Genomic DNA, 18,764 nt, shown 5'->3' on the forward strand with positions numbered 1-18,764 from the left:
TTTTAGAGAAAAATAATCCGGACGATGGGAAGCAGCCTTATCTCTCCTCATTTTTTGCTAATAACAGTAATACAATTTTAGCCATTTCTTTTTGCTCTTCTGTCATAAGAACAGCTATTTTTACAGAGGCATGACTTGCGTGAATAAATCCATCATGTTGAATCATTTTCATATTTTCAGCTTCGTCTATTGATATGCTAATATAGCTGAGATTTCGACATATGCGTGAACGAATTAAAGGCGATCGCTCCCCAATTGCACCTGTAAATACAACCAAATCAATTCCACCCATGACAGCAGAATAAGCTCCGATATATTTTTTAATCCAATAGAGACTTGCCTCTAATGAAAAATGCGCATCCGAATCTCCTCTTTCCTCCGCAGCAATTAGTGTGCGAACGTCTGCCGTTTTTCCACTGAATCCTAGAAGGCCACATTGGTTATTCAAAAATTCTTTTAATTCGCTTGAAGTAAGGCCTTGTTCGATGAGATATAAAATAGCTGCAGCATCAATGGTTCCAATGCGTGTTCCCATGGGGAGACCCTCAAGAGGAGTAAAACCCATGGAAGTATCAACGCTTTTTCCTGCTTTTATTGCAGTGATGCTTGCTCCACTTCCCAAATGGCAAATAATAATTCGTTCTGGAATGACGCTAAAAATCTCCTCAATCTTTATCATGATGGAAGCAAGTGAAATACCGTGATAACCAAAACGATAGATATCAAATTGTGATGCGAAGTTTTTTGGAAGACTGTATCGACGTGCATACTCAGGCATTTCAGCATGAAAAGCACTGTCTGAGATACCTATCAAGGGAATATTTTTGAAATGTATTTGTAATTGTTTTAACTCATCAAGTATAGGGGCAATATGAAGTGGAGCATATTGTTTCATATGCTCTAATCGTTTTATATATTCATCATTAATCAATTTATGGGCTGTAAAATAAGTCCCTGGAGCAACTATCCGAATACCGATCGCTGTAATTTCACTATTGTTAACAATAAGTTTTTTAGCGATTAAAGTCTCGCTAACTGTCTTTATGGCTGTCTCATAATCAGAAGGTGTTATCTGAGTTTTATTTTTGGAGTCTCCTATTTCTATGGTGAGCGAAATAGTGTCAGGATTCTTTTCAAAATAAAATTGTCCCAGCAATTTTTCATTAGAATAGAAAGCATATCTTTTCGAGGAACTGCCAATATTTATAATGAGGCTTTTTCTTGGTTCCATTGCCACTGCTCAATTTCATCCATATCAACACCGTATTTTCTAATATACGCTTGATGTTGTTCAAATTTATGATCATATTTTTGATTGAGTTGTTTTGCATCCTCATCTGAAATAACACCCGTCACAGCCATAAGATGAAAGACTTCTTTTGCAAGATGCCATCGACTGGTTCGGTTTCTCACTTGCATATCAAAAGGAGTGGTTGTCGAGCCATTTTCAACATAGCCGTGAATGTAAAACCGTTTGGTATCACCTAAACTAAAAAGCAATTGTTGCAAGACCGATGGATAGCCGTGAAAATTGAAAATGACAGGTTTGTCCTTCGTAAAAAATTGTTCGAATTGAGAGAAAGGCGTAATACAATCTGCATTACCAAATCCCAAGGCAGAGAGTTCAAGTATATTAACAAAACGAACTTTAATGGAGGGTTTTTCTTGTTTTACTACACTAATGGCAGCCAGAGCTTCTTTTGTTAAATAATCACCTACTGCTGCAATAACAATATCAGGATCAATGTCACTAGCAAAATCCCAGATCATTAGACCAAGATCAAGTTCCTTTTTCACTAACTCCGGTGTAAGCCAGCGAGGTTCAAGCGTTTTTCCAGCGACAATCACGTTGACTTTATTACGAGAGTGCAGGCATTTTTCTAACACATAAAGCATAGTATTGGCACAGGAAGGAAAATAAATGCGTGTAAAACAGCCATGCTTTTGGAGTAGATTTGAAATAAAGCCGGGATTTTGGTGAGAAAAACCATTATGTTCTTGCCGCCAACCTGATGAAGTCAAGATGTAGTTTAGAGAAGGGATGTCACCGCGCCAGAGAATTTGACTCGCAACTTGTAAAAATTTCAGGTATTGATCGGTCATGCTAGAGACTATCTGAATGAACGCTTCATAAGAAGCAAAAATAGCATGACGTCCTGTCAGGACATAGCCTTGCATTAATCCTTGCAGGGAATGTTCACTTAATATTTCCATCACCTGTCCATCGTGATGAATATCTTTATCCCAGGGTTTTATCGGCCAAGTAAATGAGCGCGTTGTTGATTGAAAAATAGCATCCAGTTTATTTGAATACGTTTCATCGGGAGAAAAAAATCGGAAATTTCGATTTGTTTCATTTAATTTAAAAACGTCATTTAAAAATAATCCTGCACGCAGCATACTGCTTGAACCGATTGTTCCTGGTTTTGTTGCATCTTCTGTGTATTTTTCTACATTGGGCAGTACCAAATTTTTTACAATTTTTCCTCCGAAGGTATGTTTACTTTCTCCCATTCTCAATCCTTTGGGTGGGATCAGCGCTTGAACTCCTTCATTGAATCCATTTTTCCTATCAAACAGTTCTGTAAATCGGTATGATCTTAACCATTTTTCAAGTGCGTGAAGCTCACTGAGATTTGTCTTCGCTTTTGTGACAATCACTTGATGAGAAAGACAATTGCCTTCAATTTTTTGACCATGAAGTTTTTTAATTCCTGTCCAGCCCTTTAATGTTTTCAAAATGATCATTGGGAACTTTGGTTTAATCACTTTATTTGCTGAGTGTTTTTGGATCTTACGAATGTTCTGATAGCATTGCTCAAGCACCACAAACATTTTTTCATAAATATGTTGGCCTTCCACAATGAAAGGTTCGTAGCCATAACCTCGAAAAAGCCCTCTCAATTCGGCGTTGCTCATCCTGCCAAAAATAGAAGGCGCTGAAATCTTATAGCCATTTAAATGAAGGATTGGCAGTACAGCGCCATTCGTTGCGGGGTCAATCAATTTATTAATATGCCAAGCGGTGGCAGTGGGTCCTGTTTCTGCTTCTCCATCGCCTATCACACAAGCAACAATCAGATCAGGATTATCAAGTGCTGCACCGTAAGCAGTAGAAAGGGCATACCCCAGTTCTCCTCCTTCTAAGATGACACCTGGGGCGCCTGGATTGCTGTGACTCGGAAATCCATAAGGCCAACTGAAATTTCTGATTAAGTAACCAAGGCCTTGCTCATCATGCGTTGCTTCTGGATAGAATTGTGTCAGTGTACCTTCAAGGTAAAGATTTGCTTGAAGCGCAGCAAACCCATGCCCGGGTCCTAATACAAAGAGAAAGGGTAGGTCATGTTTTTTGATTAAGTAGTTGAGGTTTGCATAAATAAAATTGATACCGGGACACGTCCCCCAATGGCCTAGAAGACGTGGTTTGATATCGTCATAGGTGAGTTTTCTTTCAAGTAAAAAATTATCAAGAAGATAAATTTGCGCTGCAGCGAGATAACTTGCAGCACGAACATACTGTTTGATTGATGCAATATCCTTATGCATAGATCCTTACATTCCAATCCATTTTTGTTTTTCAAAACAAAACAGACAATCCAAAAGTCAACGTATCTTCTGTAGTCGACTCTCCTTGTTTACGCTGAATACTTTTAAATGCCCCGTAGTCATCGTCATGTTCATATTCGACAAATATATTTAAGCCTGGCATGAGTCGATAATAAGGTCTAATAGTATAACGCATTTGATTTAAACCACTACCAAGCTCATCTTCAGCAACGGTCTTAGTTGCTGAAATACCACGGATGCCTGTTCGGATAAAAAAGTTATTGGTAATTTGTGTATCACGCTGTAGTTCAATATCGAATTTAATACTGCCTTCGTGACAATAAATCCTGACATTGGTATCAATAAAATATGGCATTAAGCCTTCAATACCGATACCGGGTTGCCAATAAGGTCCACCGGGTCGGTAGAAATAATTGACACCACCTTTAACGGCCCAAAACTGGCTAATCAGATGCCAATAAAAAATGTCGATATCAGCATTTTCCACCTTTCCTTCTTTAAGCTCAGCATCATCGGTATAGAGTTCAAGCTTGTTGTAATCACCACCATATAAGCCTTTAAACGTCACTTCCTGTACGTTATGGTAAGGATCTTCACCCACATCTAGTAAGCTTGCCATATAAAATCCTTGATGATGTCCTACTGGGTGATGAATGAGCGAGCGGTCAAGAGGCATGGTAATGTCTTCTCTGACAATGGGTCGATTGATATATTTTTCGAAGGAAGCATAATTCTCGGGTGGTATAGTTCCATGAGCCACTTCGATGATGGTCCCATATTGAAAAACCCTTGCCATACCCGCCATCATGTGGAAAAGATGATGGCAATGGAAAAACCATTGACCACTGGCATCGGCATCGATATCTGCCACTGCTGTCGCACCCGGTGGCACCTCAATGGTATGGAGTAAAGGATCATGAGCGCCATGATCATTACGCAAAATAAACCAGTGGCCATGAATGTGCATAGGATGGCGCATCATGGAATTGTTGCTAAATATAATGCGATAACGTTTTCCCGGTAGAATGCAGATAGGTTTTGCTCTGTATTCAGGCAAGCCATTAATAAACCAAATAAAACGATCCATATAACCAAATAATTCCATTTTTATAATGCCGTAGACAGGTTTGTTAGGATCGTTAGTCGCCACAGCGGCTGTTAAATCTTGATACTTTGTTCCCATCGTCATGGCTTTTGAGGAATTTGTAGGACATATCCTATCGCCAATGATGCTGGGTTCTGTTGGCATCTGCATATCCTCCATGTCATCTTGCATTGACATGTCATGATCCATCTTGCCTTTATTCTTTTTCATACCACCTGACATCCCATGTTGGGCATGAGATGTCATTTTTCCCGTCGTTCCGTTCGCAGAAGTATGTTTCATTCCTTCATGAGATGCTTTATCTGACTTAGGCATATTCATTTTTGAATGATCCATTTGAGACATATCCATGCTATGTTTCATCTTATTTGAAGCCGACGACTGCATAGAATGTTTAGAATGGCTTGCCTCTTTACTGTTGTTATGCATCATTGATTTCATATCCTGGTCAGTATGAGAGGGCATTGTCTGTTGTTCTCCAGCCATTTTTATCCAGGAATGATTTTTTATATCCATAGCCCCATGTTTCATGGACCCATTTCCCATCGAGCCATGATCCATGGACATCATCATATTCATCATCATCTCCCGAGTGACAGGCAACGGTTCAGGAAAAGGGACGACTTGGTTGTAAAGGATAGGTTGCAGGGGATCAGTCACTAAAGCGCCATATGCTTTGCCAAGTGTATCAATCGATTCTGCATAAATAATATAAGGCATATGTTTTTGGATCTTGACTAACACATCATAAGTTTCACCAGGCGCGATGGTGAAATTGTTAATGGTATAAGGCTTCACGTCATTACCTTGTACATGCACCATTTGCATATTTGCGCAATGCATTTTTACACGATAAATGGTACTCCCTGCTGCGCCAATAAAACGTAAACGAACCATATCACCGACTCTTACCGGCGCTGTCCAGGGACAGTTTTTGGTTTCACCATTCAATAAATAGCTATCATACGCAACATCGCTTATGTCATAGATACTCATGCGCATTTGCTGCATCATTTTATAATCAGCAAGTAATTTTTTGCGCTCCTTAGGACATGCCTTTCCATAATCATGAAGAAATTTTGTAAGAGAGGGTTGCAAAGGAAATCGGGGAGAAAAATAATCCCCATCTTTTTTAAGCTTAAGAAAAATGTTATGGCCACCCATGTCGCTCCAATCAGACAAAACAACCACATAATCTTTTGTGTATTGGTAATGTGGAGTCGCCGGGGGATCAATGACAAATGCACCATAGAGACCATCTTGTTCTTGTGCCTCTGCATGAGCATGGTACCAGTAAGTTCCTCTTTGATAGAGCTTGAAGCGGTATTGAAAAACACACCCAGGCGGAATGGCTTTCTGATTGACACCTTCTACGCCATCCATTTGCCAAGGAATCAGTATGCCATGCCAATGAATTGAGGTACCTTTATCGAGATGATTGTAAACATTAAGGGTAACATAATCCCCTTCTTTAAAATGCAATGTGGGTGCTGGAATTTGATCATTGACAGCAACGGCTTTGGTAGGACATCCAGTAAAATTAACGGTCTTATAACCAACGTGCAAATCGACAACTCGATTCTCAGCTTGAATGTCAGATAAAGATAAAAAACCTAGGATAAAAATAACTATGCTTTTCGCGCACCAAAACTGAAATTTTTGCTCCTTTTTCATGAGAATTCCATTTCATAATCACTAAATCACCTCAGTTTATCCTCAATTTTTAATGCATCAAAGACTTTTAGATAGAAAATAAGAGGCCATTCTATTCCTACGAGAGTAAGTAGCGCTACAATCAACTCCACTAATACCGTTAAGCATGATACTATTTCTTCTCACACCGCCATGATTAATCATCGTAATTGGGCATTACCCACTGCAGCGGCTATTTTTCTTTTGGCTTGTTGGTCAGTTTGGCGTTATATCAAGAATGAACGAATTTCGTTGATGTTTATTATTGCTTTGCTTGTTGTAGAGGGATTATTGTTATCCACTGCTTGGCGAGGTAGAGAACTAGTTTACCGCCACGGATTAGGTGTCATGTCATTACCACAATCAGCAAAAGAATTAGAACATCATCATCCTGATCAGATGCCAAATTATTGAGGAATGAATAAGGGATAGAGAATGATATGGCACACGGAATCACATAGTGCGATAGCTATTCATTTAAAAACCGATTTGCAGCTAGGTTTATCTTCATTAGAAGCTTCTGCTCGTCTCCAAGCTGGAGGTGTCAATGAATTAACACAAGAAAAGCACATAGGACCACTCAAAATTTTTATACGACAATTTAATAGCGTTGTGATTTGGGTGTTGTTAAGTGCCACTTTAGTTTCATCTCTACTGAGAGAATACATTAATGCTATTGCTATTCTGGCTATCGTTATTTTGAATGCCATCATCGGTTTTATGCTTGAATATCGCGCTGATCGTGCCATAACAGCATTGAAAGGCATGACCACTCCCCAAGCCAAAGTCATAAGGGACGATCACCGCCAACTGATTCCTGCATCTCAGATTGTTCCAGGAGATATCTTGTGTTTAGAAAGCGGGGATGTAGTGGCTGCTGATGCACGCCTTTTTAAAATAGCTTCATTAAAAATAAATGAAGCGTCTCTGACTGGAGAATCACTTCCTGTAGAAAAAAACATTGCATTGTGCTTGAAAGAAACCCCTTTGGCTGATCAATTGAACATGGTCTTTATGGGAACAGCGGTGGTCAACGGTACCGGACACGCAATGGTTGTAGCAACAGGCATGCAAACGGAAATGGGTCATATTGCAACTATGCTGCAAAAAGCAAGCAGTGATGAAACCCCATTACAAAAACGTTTGAATCAAGTGGCTTATCGTTTGTTATGGGCTTGTTTCGCCATTATCTTATTGATTTTTGGATTGGGATTATGGCAATCCCTGCCTTTTTTTAGTTTATTTACAAGTGCAGTGGGTTTAGCAGTAGCGGCAATTCCTGAAGGGCTGCCTGCTGTTGTTACTGTTGCGTTAGCTATGGGTGTTCAACGCATGGCGCGGCGCTCTGTTTTAGTGCGGCATATGTCTGCCGTAGAGACTTTAGGATGTTTACAGGTGATCTGTACAGACAAAACTGGAACTTTAACCATAGGTGAGATGACGGCTCGAAAATTAATAGCTGGCGGGATTATTCACACCATTCTTGGTGAAGGTTATGACATAGCAGGCAATTATTTACATGATTCTCGAGAAATTAATGCCAATCAAAATGCCGTGTTGCAACAAGTATTACGTGCAGCAGTTGCCTGTAATGAGGCTGAGCTTGATGAGGCTCATTCTTCTATCTTCGGCGATCCAACTGAAATTGCATTGTTAGTTGCCGCGGCAAAAGCTGGCATTTGGAAAAAAGAGATAGAACAGGAAATGCCTCGAGTCGCAGAATTGCCATTTGATTCAGAAAGAAAACGTATGTCTGTTATTCGGCGAAAAGAAGATGCCTATAAACTTTTTATAAAAGGTGCGCCAGAGGCTGTGCTAAAACGTTGTTCTAAGATCCTATTGCCGGAAGGCATTGAGCAAATATCGAAGGCTAGCCATATCCAAATACAACAATCGTGTGAATGGATGGCAGCTGACGGGTTGCGGATATTAGCCATTGCGGAGCGTCTACTGCCTGAAGGGATTGATTATTCACAGGTAGATGATTCCATTGAAGTTAATCTCACTTTGTTAGGTATAGTTGGCATGCAAGACCCGCCTCATCCAGAGGCTAAAAGAGCAGTACAACAATGCAAGACAGCAGGAATTAAAGCTGTCATGATCACGGGTGATCATCCGGCTACTGCCCAAGCTATTGCCCAAGAATTAGGGATTTTCTCACCTGGCGATAAAATTGTGACGGGTTCTGAGATTGAAAAAATGACCTCTAAAGACTTGGCGAATATTGTTAACGATATCACTGTATACGCCCGAGTTTCGCCAGAACATAAAATAAAAATAGTCGAAGCCTGGAAACAACGAGAAACCATTGTTGCCATGACAGGGGATGGTGTAAACGATGCTCCTGCTCTGAAAGCTGCCGCTGTTGGTATTGCGATGGGAAAAACCGCTACCGACGTCACAAAAGAAGCGGCTGATATTATTGTGACCGACAACAATTTTATGTCTATCGTAGCGGGTGTCGAAGAGGGCAGGACGATCTATAACAATATTTCAAAAACGTTATCTTATCTGCTCGCTGGAAACGCGGGTGAATTAATTGTCATGTTCATAGCCATATTGGTTGGTTGGCCTTTGCCACTTTTAGTCATTCAGTTATTGTGGATAAATTTAATCACTGATGGGCTACCCGCGATTGCATTGGCGACCGATGCGTCAGAACCCGACATTCTTAAACGTGCTCCTCGACCTACAAAAAAACCATTTATGGATAAAGCTTTCTTTCAGCGGGTCATTTTTATTGGCTGCCTTACTTCATTAGTGACATTGGGGACTTTTGCCTACTATTACCTTGGTTATCATGACTTAACTCAAGCAAGAGACTCCGCCTTTTCAGTATTGGTCACGGCTGAGCTATTGCGTGCTTTTGGTGCACGTAGCCATGAAAAAACAATTTGGCAAGTCAATATTTTTTCAAATTTGCGTTTATTTTTTATTGTAAGCGTTAGCTTCTTTCTTCAAGTTAGTATTCATCATGTCAGTATTTTGCAAAAGGTATTTGGTATTAAGCCAGTATCATTGCTAGAGTGTATCAGTTGGGTAGTGTTGGGCATGATCCCATTAGCTATAATGGAACTCCATAAAGGGATAAGGAATAGGAGAACATGAGGGGATACAAGTCTTTTATATTTACTCTAATCTCTTTGTTTTTTATCCCTGCCTTAATTTATGCAAGACCAGCATGTAAAGATCCTAATTTAGCATTATTAATTCAAAAAGCACTCCAATGCAATCCCCAAATTCAGGCAGCTCGACATCGATGGTTGGCTTCTCGCAGTGCCATTCCACAAGCAAGCTCGTTACCTGATCCTATGATTGAATACGAATACCGTAATGTTCCTGTAGATCCCGAAATGGAGGAGATTCCAGTTAAGGAGAGTATGTATGGTGTTCGTCAAGAAATTCCGTTTCCAGGAAAATTAGTGGTTCGCAGAAAAATAGCTCGTTTGCAATCAGAAAAAATGTGCTTTGAATATCATGCAAGCTGTCGGATGGTGATCTCTCAATTAAAAAAAATGTATTATTCCCTTTATTTTGCTAATAAATCGGTTGAAATTTTACAAAAAAATAAAGATATATTAGTGCAAATGGAAAAAGTGGTAAGAGCAAATTATGTAGTCGGTAAAGTACCGCAACAAGATATTTTCCGTTCTCAAGTGGAAATTTCACGCAATCAAATGAGAATAATAATTTTATGCCAAGAGAAAGCGACCTTGGCAGCTGAGATCAACAAACTGTTAAATTGTCCTTTAGAGACACCTGTTCGAGTATCCTGCATACTGGCTATTACCCCTATATGCGATTTATGTCAGCTTTATCACCAAATGGAACATTGTTCTCCGCAATTTCATGGTCAGCTAGCACAAGTTGAAAAAAATAGAAAAGCAATTCAATTAAGCCAATTAGATTATTTACCTGATTTTGAAATTGGTGCCTATCGCATTAAAGATCACGCCATGGATACTGAAGGTTCTCGAGTGATGCTAGGCGCTACGGTGCCTCTTTATTTTGCTACCAAACAAAACTATGCGGTTCGGCAAGCTTCCTTTGAATACGCCGCAGGAGTAGATGATTTATTTACTACGCGGCAAAATCTTTTATTTCAAATTAAAAATAGCGTATTGCAAGCAGAACGTAATTTAGATCTCATTCACCTATTACAGACTACTATAATCCCTCAAGGGAGATTAACTTGGTCATCAGCGCAAGCAAGTTATGGTGTGGGAAAAGTAGATTTTTTTACTGTGTTAAATAGTTTATTAACACTTCAAGAGAATGAAATAGAATTGCATCGAGAAATAACTGAACATGAAAAAGCGGTTGCTCAAATAGAGGAAGTGACAGGGATGTGCTATGAATTTGAATAAAATTATTCAATACTTGTTTCTTGTAATAGGCTATTTTTTTTTAAGTTCGGTTACTTATGCTGAGCACGTTCATACACCTCAGGCTGAATCCACTAAGGAACCTGTCCCCTCTCCAATGGGAAAGGTTGGGCCTAGTAATGTTATTACTATTAGTCCTAAACGTTTACAGTCAATTGGAGTCACCTATGAAAAGGTACAATCCCATAAAATAGATAAAATTATCCGCACGGTGGGCCGTGTTGAAGCTGACGAACGATTGCTAGCAAACATTCATGTTAAATTTGAAGGTTGGATTGATAAGTTATTTGTTAACTATACAGGTGAAAAAGTAAAAAAAGGGCAGCCGCTTTTTTCAGTATACAGTCCTGAGTTAGTCGCGACACAACAGGAGTTTTTATTGGCACTGCGTGCTCGGAGTGTGTTAGGAGCGCAAAGTGCAGAAGATGCTGCTTATCAGCGTCTACGTTTTTGGGATGTCCCCTCACAAGAAATTCAAAGATTAACGAGAACTGGAAAGGCTTCTAAAACAATTACGATTTATTCTCCGATATCAGGAACGGTTCTTGAAAAAACAGCATTACAAGGGATGCGAATTGTACCTGACAATAAATTATATACGATTGCTGATTTATCTCATTTATGGATTCTTGCCGACATCTATGAATACGAGCTTCCCTTTATTCGTAAAGGTCAGGAGGCGCAAATTACATTAACTTATCTCCCACAAAAAATATTCAAAGCTAAAATCATATTTATTGATCCAGTTGTTAATATGCAAACCCGGACTGTAAGAGTTCGATTCGAGACTGAAAATAGAGATAATCAGTTAAAACCGGGTATGTATTCCAATGTGGAATTAAAAATACCATTAGGCAATCGATTAGTGGTGCCAAAAGATGCAATTATAATCACTGGCGAGCGTGCCATTGTCTTTATTTATCATGGTAATGGCAAACTTGAATGGCGTACTGTTAAACTCGGTGTGCGATCCGGTGACAACATAGAAATACTGCAAGGAATTAAAGTTGGGGAGGTCATTATCACCTCAGCTAATTTCTTAATTGATTCTGAAAGCCAATTAAAAGCAGCGATGGGCGGTATGCAACATTAAAGGCAGATGCTATGGTTGAAAATATAATTGATTTTTGTGCCCGCAACCGGTTCGTTGTTTTTTTATTTGTTATTGGCCTCTCACTAATGGGTTGGTGGGCATTACAAAATACCCGTATGGATGCCTTACCTGATATTTCTGATACACAAGTTATTGTCTATTCAACTTGGATGGGTCGATCACCTGATTTGATTGAAGATCAAATTACCTATCCCATCGTCACTGCTCTACTTTCGACTCCTAAAGTCGTCGCTGTTCGGGGTTTCTCAGATTTTGGCTTTTCCTATGTTTATGTCATTTTTAAAGAGGGAACCGATATTTATTGGGCACGTAGTCGAGTGCTTGAATACTTAAATCAACTTTCTGGCCGATTACCGGAAGGGGTAACTCCCCAGCTGGGCCCTGATGCAACATCCGTTGGTTGGATCTTTCAATATGCCTTAGTCGACGAAACTGGAAAAAACAACTTAGCCCAGATGCGTACGTTTCAAGATTGGTATTTACGCTATTGGCTGAGAAGTGTTGAAGGGGTTTCTGAAGTGGCAGGAATTGGTGGTTTTGTTAAACAATACCAAGTGCAACTTGATCCTGTAAAAGTGCTTGCTTATAAACTCTCTATTCCAGATATCATCGAAAAAATCCAAATGAGTAATAATGATGTGGGCGGTCGCGTTGTCGAATATTCTGGCATAGAATACATGATCCGAGGCAGAGGCTATGTTAAAAACACGAATGATTTAGAAAATATTGCGATTGGCAACAACGCCGATGGAACACCTATTTTATTAAGAGATGTCGCAGTCGTGCAGTTAGGGGCTGATATGCGTCGAGGGGTGGTTGATTTAAACGGCAAAGGTGAAACCGTCGGTGGAATAGTTGTAATGCGATTTGGCGAAGACGTGTTAAAAGTACTTGATCGAGTTAAAGCTAAATTCAAAGAAATGGCATCCTCAATACCAGAAGGCATTAAAATTGTCCCCGTTTATGATCGTAGCCACTTAATTAGCCAGTCAATTAGCACTGCTACTTTTAATTTATTAGAAGAATTGGCGGTTGTGGGCCTACTCATCATTATTTTCTTATGGCATCTTCGTTCAGCCTTAATCCCTATTATCACCTTACCCATTGCCATATTAATTGCTTTTATTCCTATCTATTTTTTGAATATAGGACTCAATATCATGTCGATTGGAGGCATTATTGTGGCAGTGGGGGATATGGTCGATGCAGCGATCATTATGGTCGATAATGCACATAAACGCATAGCCGATTGGGAGTTGGCAGGTAGTATTGGTAGCAGAACTGAAGTGTTGATTAATTCGGCTAAAGAAGTGGGGCCTGCGATTTTTGCTTCATTAGTGGTGATTGCGATTTCCTTTATGCCCGTTTTCACTCTAGAAGCGCAAGAAGGTCGTTTATTTTCACCTTTGGCTTATACAAAAAATTTGGCTATTTTTATGAGCGCACTATTAGCCATTACATTAATACCTGCTTTACTTCCCATGTTGATAAAAGGCCGAATTCTTTCTGAACGAAAGCATCCTATTACACTCTGGCTGCAAGCAATGTATTCTCCTTTTTTAAAGCTTGCACTCACTTACCGATACATCGTGCTCATTATAGCTGTGTTGCTTTCGCTTAGTACCATACCTATTTATAGAATGTTAGGCACAGAATTCATGCCCCCGCTTTATGAAGGTACTATTTTATATATGCCGACCACTTTGCCCGGTATCTCTGTTACACAGGCCACTGATCTACTGCAAAAAATGGATCAAAAATTAAAATCGTTTCCTGAAGTAGCGCATGTTTATGGAAAAGTGGGTCGAGCAGATACGTCTACAGATCCCTCACCATTTAGCATGATGGAAATTACGGTTGAGCTAAAAGATAAAAAATATTGGCGTGAAGGGGTCACCTATGAAAGTTTAATCAATGAAATGGATCGTACATTGCAATTTCCAGGCGTGAGTAATGCTTGGACGATGCCGATCAAAGCGCGTAATGATATGTTAACAACCGGTATCCGTACGCCAGTGGGTATTAAAATCTTTGGACCTGATCTCAAAGAAATTGAAAAAATAGGTGTGGAAATTGAAATGCTCACAAAAAAAATACAGGGTACTCGCACTACCTATGCAGAGCGAGTAGCGGGTGGATATTTTCTGGACTTTGAAATCAATCGGCCACAAATTGCACGTTATGGTTTAACCATTATGGATATCAATAAGATTATCGAATCCGCAATCGGAGGTGAGAACATTGCTACTACCATTGAAGGTCGAGAACGTTACCCCATTAATGTTCGTTATTTGCGTGAATTACGCGATGATCCAGAGAAATTAAAGCGAATTTTAGTAAGTACTCCCAGCGGCGCACAAATACCGCTTGCTCAATTAGTGAATATAACCTTCAAAACGGGTCCCGCTTTGATACGTGATGAAAATGGCATGTTAGCAGGTTATGTGTTTGTTGATATCAGTGGACGAGATGTAGGTGGCTATGTCGAGGAATTAAAAAAGGCGGTTAAAGCCAATGTTAAAATCCCTGCTGGCTATTCCATTGCTTGGTCGGGGCAATATGAATTTATGCAACGTGTTTATGCACGTCTAAAGATTTTTGTGCCTCTTACTCTAGGTATTATTTTTGTTTTATTTTATTTTACCTTCCGCTCAGTCACAGAAACTTTAATGGTCATGCTCGGAGTGCCGTTTTCATTGGTCGGTGGATTTCTTTTGTTGTATATATTGGGTTATAACATGAGCGTCGCCGTTTGGGTGGGCTTTATTGCCTTAGCGGGTGTCGCTGCTGAAACCAGTGCAGTGATGATTGCCTATTTGGATACGCAGTACAAAGAACAACAAGAAAAGGGTTTATTACGATCTTTTGAAGACTTATTTAAGTTGGTACATCAAACAGCCGTGTCACGTATTCGGCCCATGGTCATGGCAGGCCTTGCAAATATCCTAGGCCTGCTACCCGTCATGTGGGCAACAGGTATTGGCGCTGATGTCATGAAGCGTCTTGCCGCTCCCATGGTAGGAGGAGTTTTCTCAGCGCTATTACTTACACTCATAGTTATTCCAGTTTTATATTTACTTTGGAAGCAATATTCCATACCTAGTCTGAAATTCAATTAACTATAAAAATTCTCCTCTCAATTTTATGACTGATTGAGCAATGTCCTCGCTCAAGTCAATTTCGTTTGATGCATGCTGGACGGTATTACACGTAATTATTTTTTCCACACCCGCATTTAATAGATCTTGATAGGCATTACCCGAAAAAATGGCATGAATACCCATACAAACAGGTAGTTTCATCTTTGCATTCTTAAGGTGTTTTACAGTCTCAATCATAGTTCGTGCTGTCGAAATAATGTCGTCAACCAAAACAGGTGTATGATTTTTATATTGCTCCATATGTGGAATAGAGATTTCAACTTCGTTATCATCCCTTCTTATTTTTTCTAACACAGTGAATGGCGCCCCTGCTTTATTTGCCACCTTCATCACCCATTGTTCACTTTCCTTATCAGGACCAACGACAATAGGGTCAGAAACATTTTCCTTAATCCATGTTGATAATTTATCAGCAGCATGTAATACCTCTGTGGACATCGTGTAGATTTCATGGAGTGATCGGCGTCGATGTAGATGAGGATCCACCGTTATTAACCAATCAAAATAATGAGACAAAAGAGCTGCAAAGTATTTGGAAGTGATTCCTTCTCCTGGGTGAAATTGTTTATCTTGTCGCATGTAAGGAAGATAAGGCGCAATCAGTCCAACGTGTTTCGCACCTAAATATTTTACTGTCTCGGCGATAAATAATAAGGGTAATAATTTTTTATTGGGTCTATCTAAACTAGCCAAAAGAATCACATCACAATCTTTGACATTGGATTCAATTTTGATATAGGTTTCTTCATCTGGAAATTGACGCAGCATCACGTTTCCGATTTCACAATCCGCAATACTTTTGAGACTATTCGCAATCTTCTCATCAACAAATAAATTGAAAACAATTTGTTTCATTTAAACGGGTTCCAGTTGAATAATCTCATTTTCTTCTCGAAAAAAAGTCAGCGCATAGTCAAGCTCTGCTTTTGTTTCTGAATGCAAAGTAAATAAGGGCTGATTCCTATTAATGATTTCATCGACTTTAACATGCAGCTCTACACCTGCTGCTTTTGATTTTGGAGCACCTGCTAACTTGGCGATACGTGCAATACGTCGATTATCAATGGCATTGACTTTACCTGCTTTATTGGAAGAAATGACATGCGTATAGGCGGCTTTCGGTGGTTCGAACATCCCGCCTTGTGCTAAACAAATGGCTTGAAACTTTTGCCAAGCCTTTCCTGAGTCCAATAGAGTTTGTGCGATTTGCTGACCTTGTCCTTTTTCTACTTTAGGTGAGAATTCAAGCACCGCTCCCGCAAGAGTTAAGGCGCACTCCCGCAAATCTTTAGGTGCATTTTTTTCACCATTCAAAACAGCGAGTACATCTTTTGCTTCTAAGGCAGGACCTATCCCTCTTCCCACCGGTTGTGATCCATCAGTAAAAATCGCACGAATAGTTATACCCAGCGTTTTGCCAATGAGTTCCAGATAGTTTTTTAATAATTCAGCGGTCTTGAGCGTTCTTACTTTTGCTGTAGGGCCAATTGGGATATCAATAACAGCATGGGTGGAGCCTGCAGCAATTTTTTTGGATAAAACAGAAGCAATTAATTGACCTTCGCTATCTAAATCAATCGCCCGTTCCACCCGAATTAAAATATCATCGGCTGGACTCAATGAAACGGCCCCACCCCAAACAATACAGCCATTTTCTTTTTCAACGACTTTTCCCATCAAGGACAAGTCAAGATTGACTGGTGCCAACACCTCCATGGTGTCTGCTGTACCTGCAGGTGACGTAATGGCGCGTGAAGATGTTTTGGGTATGGTTAGCCCAAAAGCAGCAACAATCGGAACAACAATTAATGTCGTTCGATTGCCAGGAAGTCCACCGATGCAATGTTTATCTACAATACATTCGGATGGCCATTGTAGACGATCGCCAACTTTAACCATCGTCTTAGTCAACTCAATAATTTCTGATTGACTGAGCCGACCTCCGGCACAAGCCGTTAAAAAAGAGGCAATTTGAATATCAGATAATCGCCCTTCAATCACATCTTTAATAATGATATCCAGTGATTCTCCATCGAGTGAATGGCCATAAATTTTGGTATGAATAAAACTTAAAGAACGTAATGGTGTAGGATGTGATAGAAAAACTTCATCACCCTCTTTAGCCTGTAAATATTCCCATGCATAGTTTGATAAACTCGCTTCATCGAGCGTAAGAAGATTCGAATCGATGGTGTTGAGCGTCGCTAAAATAGAGCGGCCACCCAGTTTAACATGGATTCGGGTTTGTACTTCAAAACCCTCTGACCGACAGACATGACAATCTTCTCGCATGTAAATGACTGCTTCCTTGTAAGTACCAACACCGAGTCGCTTTAGTGTGAGCGGATGCGGTTGGTCACTCATGTCAATTCTTCCGTTGCTAAATACTGAGGCACTTCACATGTGAAGCCCAAGGCTTCTTCAATTTTTGTTTTTAATGCAAGTGCCGCTTTGGGTTCACCGTGAGTAATAAACACTTTTCGAGGAGGCTTGGTAAATTTTGACAGCCAGTCTAAAATGTCTTGATAATCGGCATGTGCAGAAAGATTACTTAACGACTCAACATGTGCGCGCACCGGTATCATTTGTCCGTGAATCTTAATTTCCTTTTCGCCATTAGCGATTCTCGCACCCCGTGTTCCACCAGCTTGATAGCCTGTCAATATAATCGTGCTGAGGGGATCTTGCAAAAATACTTTTAAATGATGCAAGATTCTTCCACCCGTTGCCATGCCGCTGGCTGAAATAATAATGATGGGCATACGATAGGTGTCGAGTTTTTTAGATTCATCAGGCGTATTGACATATTCTGCGACATCACATAACTGCATGCATTGCTGCTCTGTCAATCGATGTTCATTTTTGTATTTACAAAGAATATCAGTCACATTGGTCGCCATGGGACTATCTAAAAATACCGGCAAATCAGGGATGGTGCCTGCACTTTTCAATTGAGAAATGTAAAAAAGTAAGCTTTGTGCACGACCTACGGCAAAAGCAGGAATAATTACTGACCCGCCTCGCTTTGCGGTTTGATTAATCAATTCACCCAATTGTTTTTGAGGGTTTTGAGTGGCATGAAGTCGATCACCATAGGTTGATTCGATGACCAGATAATCAGTAGACTGAATTTTACTGCGTTCACGCATCACCGGGTCAGCAGAACGCCCGATATCGCCGGTAAAGAGTATCGACGTATTCTCTTTTTTAAACTCGATAAATGATGAACCCAAAATATGCCCAGCACGAAAGAAACGAAAACTTAACTGTTCAAAAAGAGGGTATTGAGTATCATAATCAACCGTGTGAAATTGTTTCAATACGTTTAATCCATCTTCCTTGGTATAAAGCGGCAACGCAGGTTTATGTTTTGAGTAACCATATTTATTCGCTAACCTCGCCTCTTCTTCTTGAAGATAGCCACTGTCTGGCAAAAGAATAGAACATAAATCTTTCGTGGCAGGTGTGGAATAAATGGGGCCGGCATAGCCTTTTTTTACAAGTAAAGGCAAATAGCCGGTGTGATCAATATGGGCATGCGTGAGCACCACAGCATCAATGTTACATGGATCAACAGGAAATTTCTCCCAGTTACGTAATCGAAGTTCCTTATAGCCTTGAAAAAGGCCGCAGTCGATCAAAACCTCTTTTGAACCGACTGAAAGTAAATACCGAGACCCGGTTACTGTGCCGGTAGCACCTAAAAAGGTCAGTTGCATCGTTTTATCCTTCCTTAG

The 18,764-nt window shown here is 40.0% G+C and carries 11 protein-coding genes; 5 read left to right on the top strand and 6 right to left on the bottom strand.

From position 1 onward, the window contains the following. Positions 1-37: 37 nt before the first annotated feature. Genes H0U71_09605 through H0U71_09615 form a run of 3 tightly spaced genes read right to left on the bottom strand, consistent with a single transcriptional unit; the run spans position 38 to position 6,349 of the window. Positions 38-1,231: an acetate/propionate family kinase gene (locus H0U71_09605; GenBank protein MBA2655300.1), complete on the bottom strand. Its 1,194-nt coding sequence runs from the start codon at positions 1,229-1,231 to the stop codon at positions 38-40. Then, the gene (locus H0U71_09610) at positions 1,204-3,549 is read right to left on the bottom strand and encodes a phosphoketolase family protein (protein ID MBA2655301.1); all 2,346 of its coding nucleotides are present in this window, start codon (positions 3,547-3,549) and stop codon (positions 1,204-1,206) included. The genes H0U71_09605 and H0U71_09610 overlap by 28 nt, the downstream gene beginning before the upstream one ends. Before the next feature lie 31 nt (positions 3,550-3,580). Beyond that, positions 3,581-6,349 carry a multicopper oxidase domain-containing protein gene (locus H0U71_09615; GenBank protein MBA2655302.1) on the bottom strand — a complete coding sequence of 923 codons (2,769 nt, stop codon included), beginning with the start codon at positions 6,347-6,349 and terminating at the stop codon, positions 3,581-3,583. Between the two features lie 171 nt (positions 6,350-6,520). On the opposite strand from H0U71_09615, the gene H0U71_09620 reads away from it, so the two are divergent. The 5 genes from H0U71_09620 to H0U71_09640 all read left to right on the top strand — a co-directional run bounded on the left by H0U71_09620 (position 6,521) and on the right by H0U71_09640 (position 14,985). Then, entirely contained in the window at positions 6,521-6,781 is a 261-nt protein-coding gene (locus H0U71_09620; protein ID MBA2655303.1) for a DUF2231 domain-containing protein, read from the top strand. Between the two features lie 21 nt (positions 6,782-6,802). Beyond that, positions 6,803-9,475, top strand: coding sequence for a cation-translocating P-type ATPase (locus H0U71_09625; protein MBA2655304.1), 2,673 nt, complete (start codon positions 6,803-6,805; stop codon positions 9,473-9,475). Then, positions 9,472-10,734 carry a TolC family protein gene (locus tag H0U71_09630; protein MBA2655305.1) on the top strand — a complete coding sequence of 421 codons (1,263 nt, stop codon included), beginning with the start codon at positions 9,472-9,474 and terminating at the stop codon, positions 10,732-10,734. The genes H0U71_09625 and H0U71_09630 overlap by 4 nt, the downstream gene beginning before the upstream one ends. A 115-nt stretch (positions 10,735-10,849) precedes the next feature. Next, a complete protein-coding gene (locus H0U71_09635) occupies positions 10,850-11,845 on the top strand; it encodes an efflux RND transporter periplasmic adaptor subunit (GenBank protein ID MBA2655306.1) in 996 nt (331 codons plus the stop codon). 11 nt (positions 11,846-11,856) lie between these two features. Further along, positions 11,857-14,985 carry an efflux RND transporter permease subunit gene (locus H0U71_09640; GenBank protein ID MBA2655307.1) on the top strand — a complete coding sequence of 1,043 codons (3,129 nt, stop codon included), beginning with the start codon at positions 11,857-11,859 and terminating at the stop codon, positions 14,983-14,985. Here the strand turns inward: H0U71_09640 and H0U71_09645 are convergent, their stop codons facing one another. The 3 genes from H0U71_09645 to H0U71_09655 are packed head-to-tail and all read right to left on the bottom strand — an operon-like array spanning position 14,986 to position 18,746. Then, positions 14,986-15,882 (bottom strand): ribose-phosphate pyrophosphokinase, encoded by an 897-nt coding sequence (locus H0U71_09645; GenBank protein MBA2655308.1) that lies wholly within the window; start codon positions 15,880-15,882, stop codon positions 14,986-14,988. It abuts the gene before it with no gap. Beyond that, positions 15,883-17,391: a thymidine phosphorylase family protein gene (locus tag H0U71_09650; GenBank protein ID MBA2655309.1), complete on the bottom strand. Its 1,509-nt coding sequence runs from the start codon at positions 17,389-17,391 to the stop codon at positions 15,883-15,885. Further along, positions 17,388-18,746 (bottom strand): MBL fold metallo-hydrolase, encoded by a 1,359-nt coding sequence (locus tag H0U71_09655; GenBank protein ID MBA2655310.1) that lies wholly within the window; start codon positions 18,744-18,746, stop codon positions 17,388-17,390. Before H0U71_09655 ends, H0U71_09650 begins: the two co-directional genes overlap by 4 nt. Positions 18,747-18,764 lie beyond the last annotated feature (18 nt).

This window comes from Gammaproteobacteria bacterium (assembly GCA_013697705.1).
In the GTDB taxonomy this organism is placed as follows: domain Bacteria; phylum Pseudomonadota; class Gammaproteobacteria; order UBA6002; family UBA6002; genus UBA6002.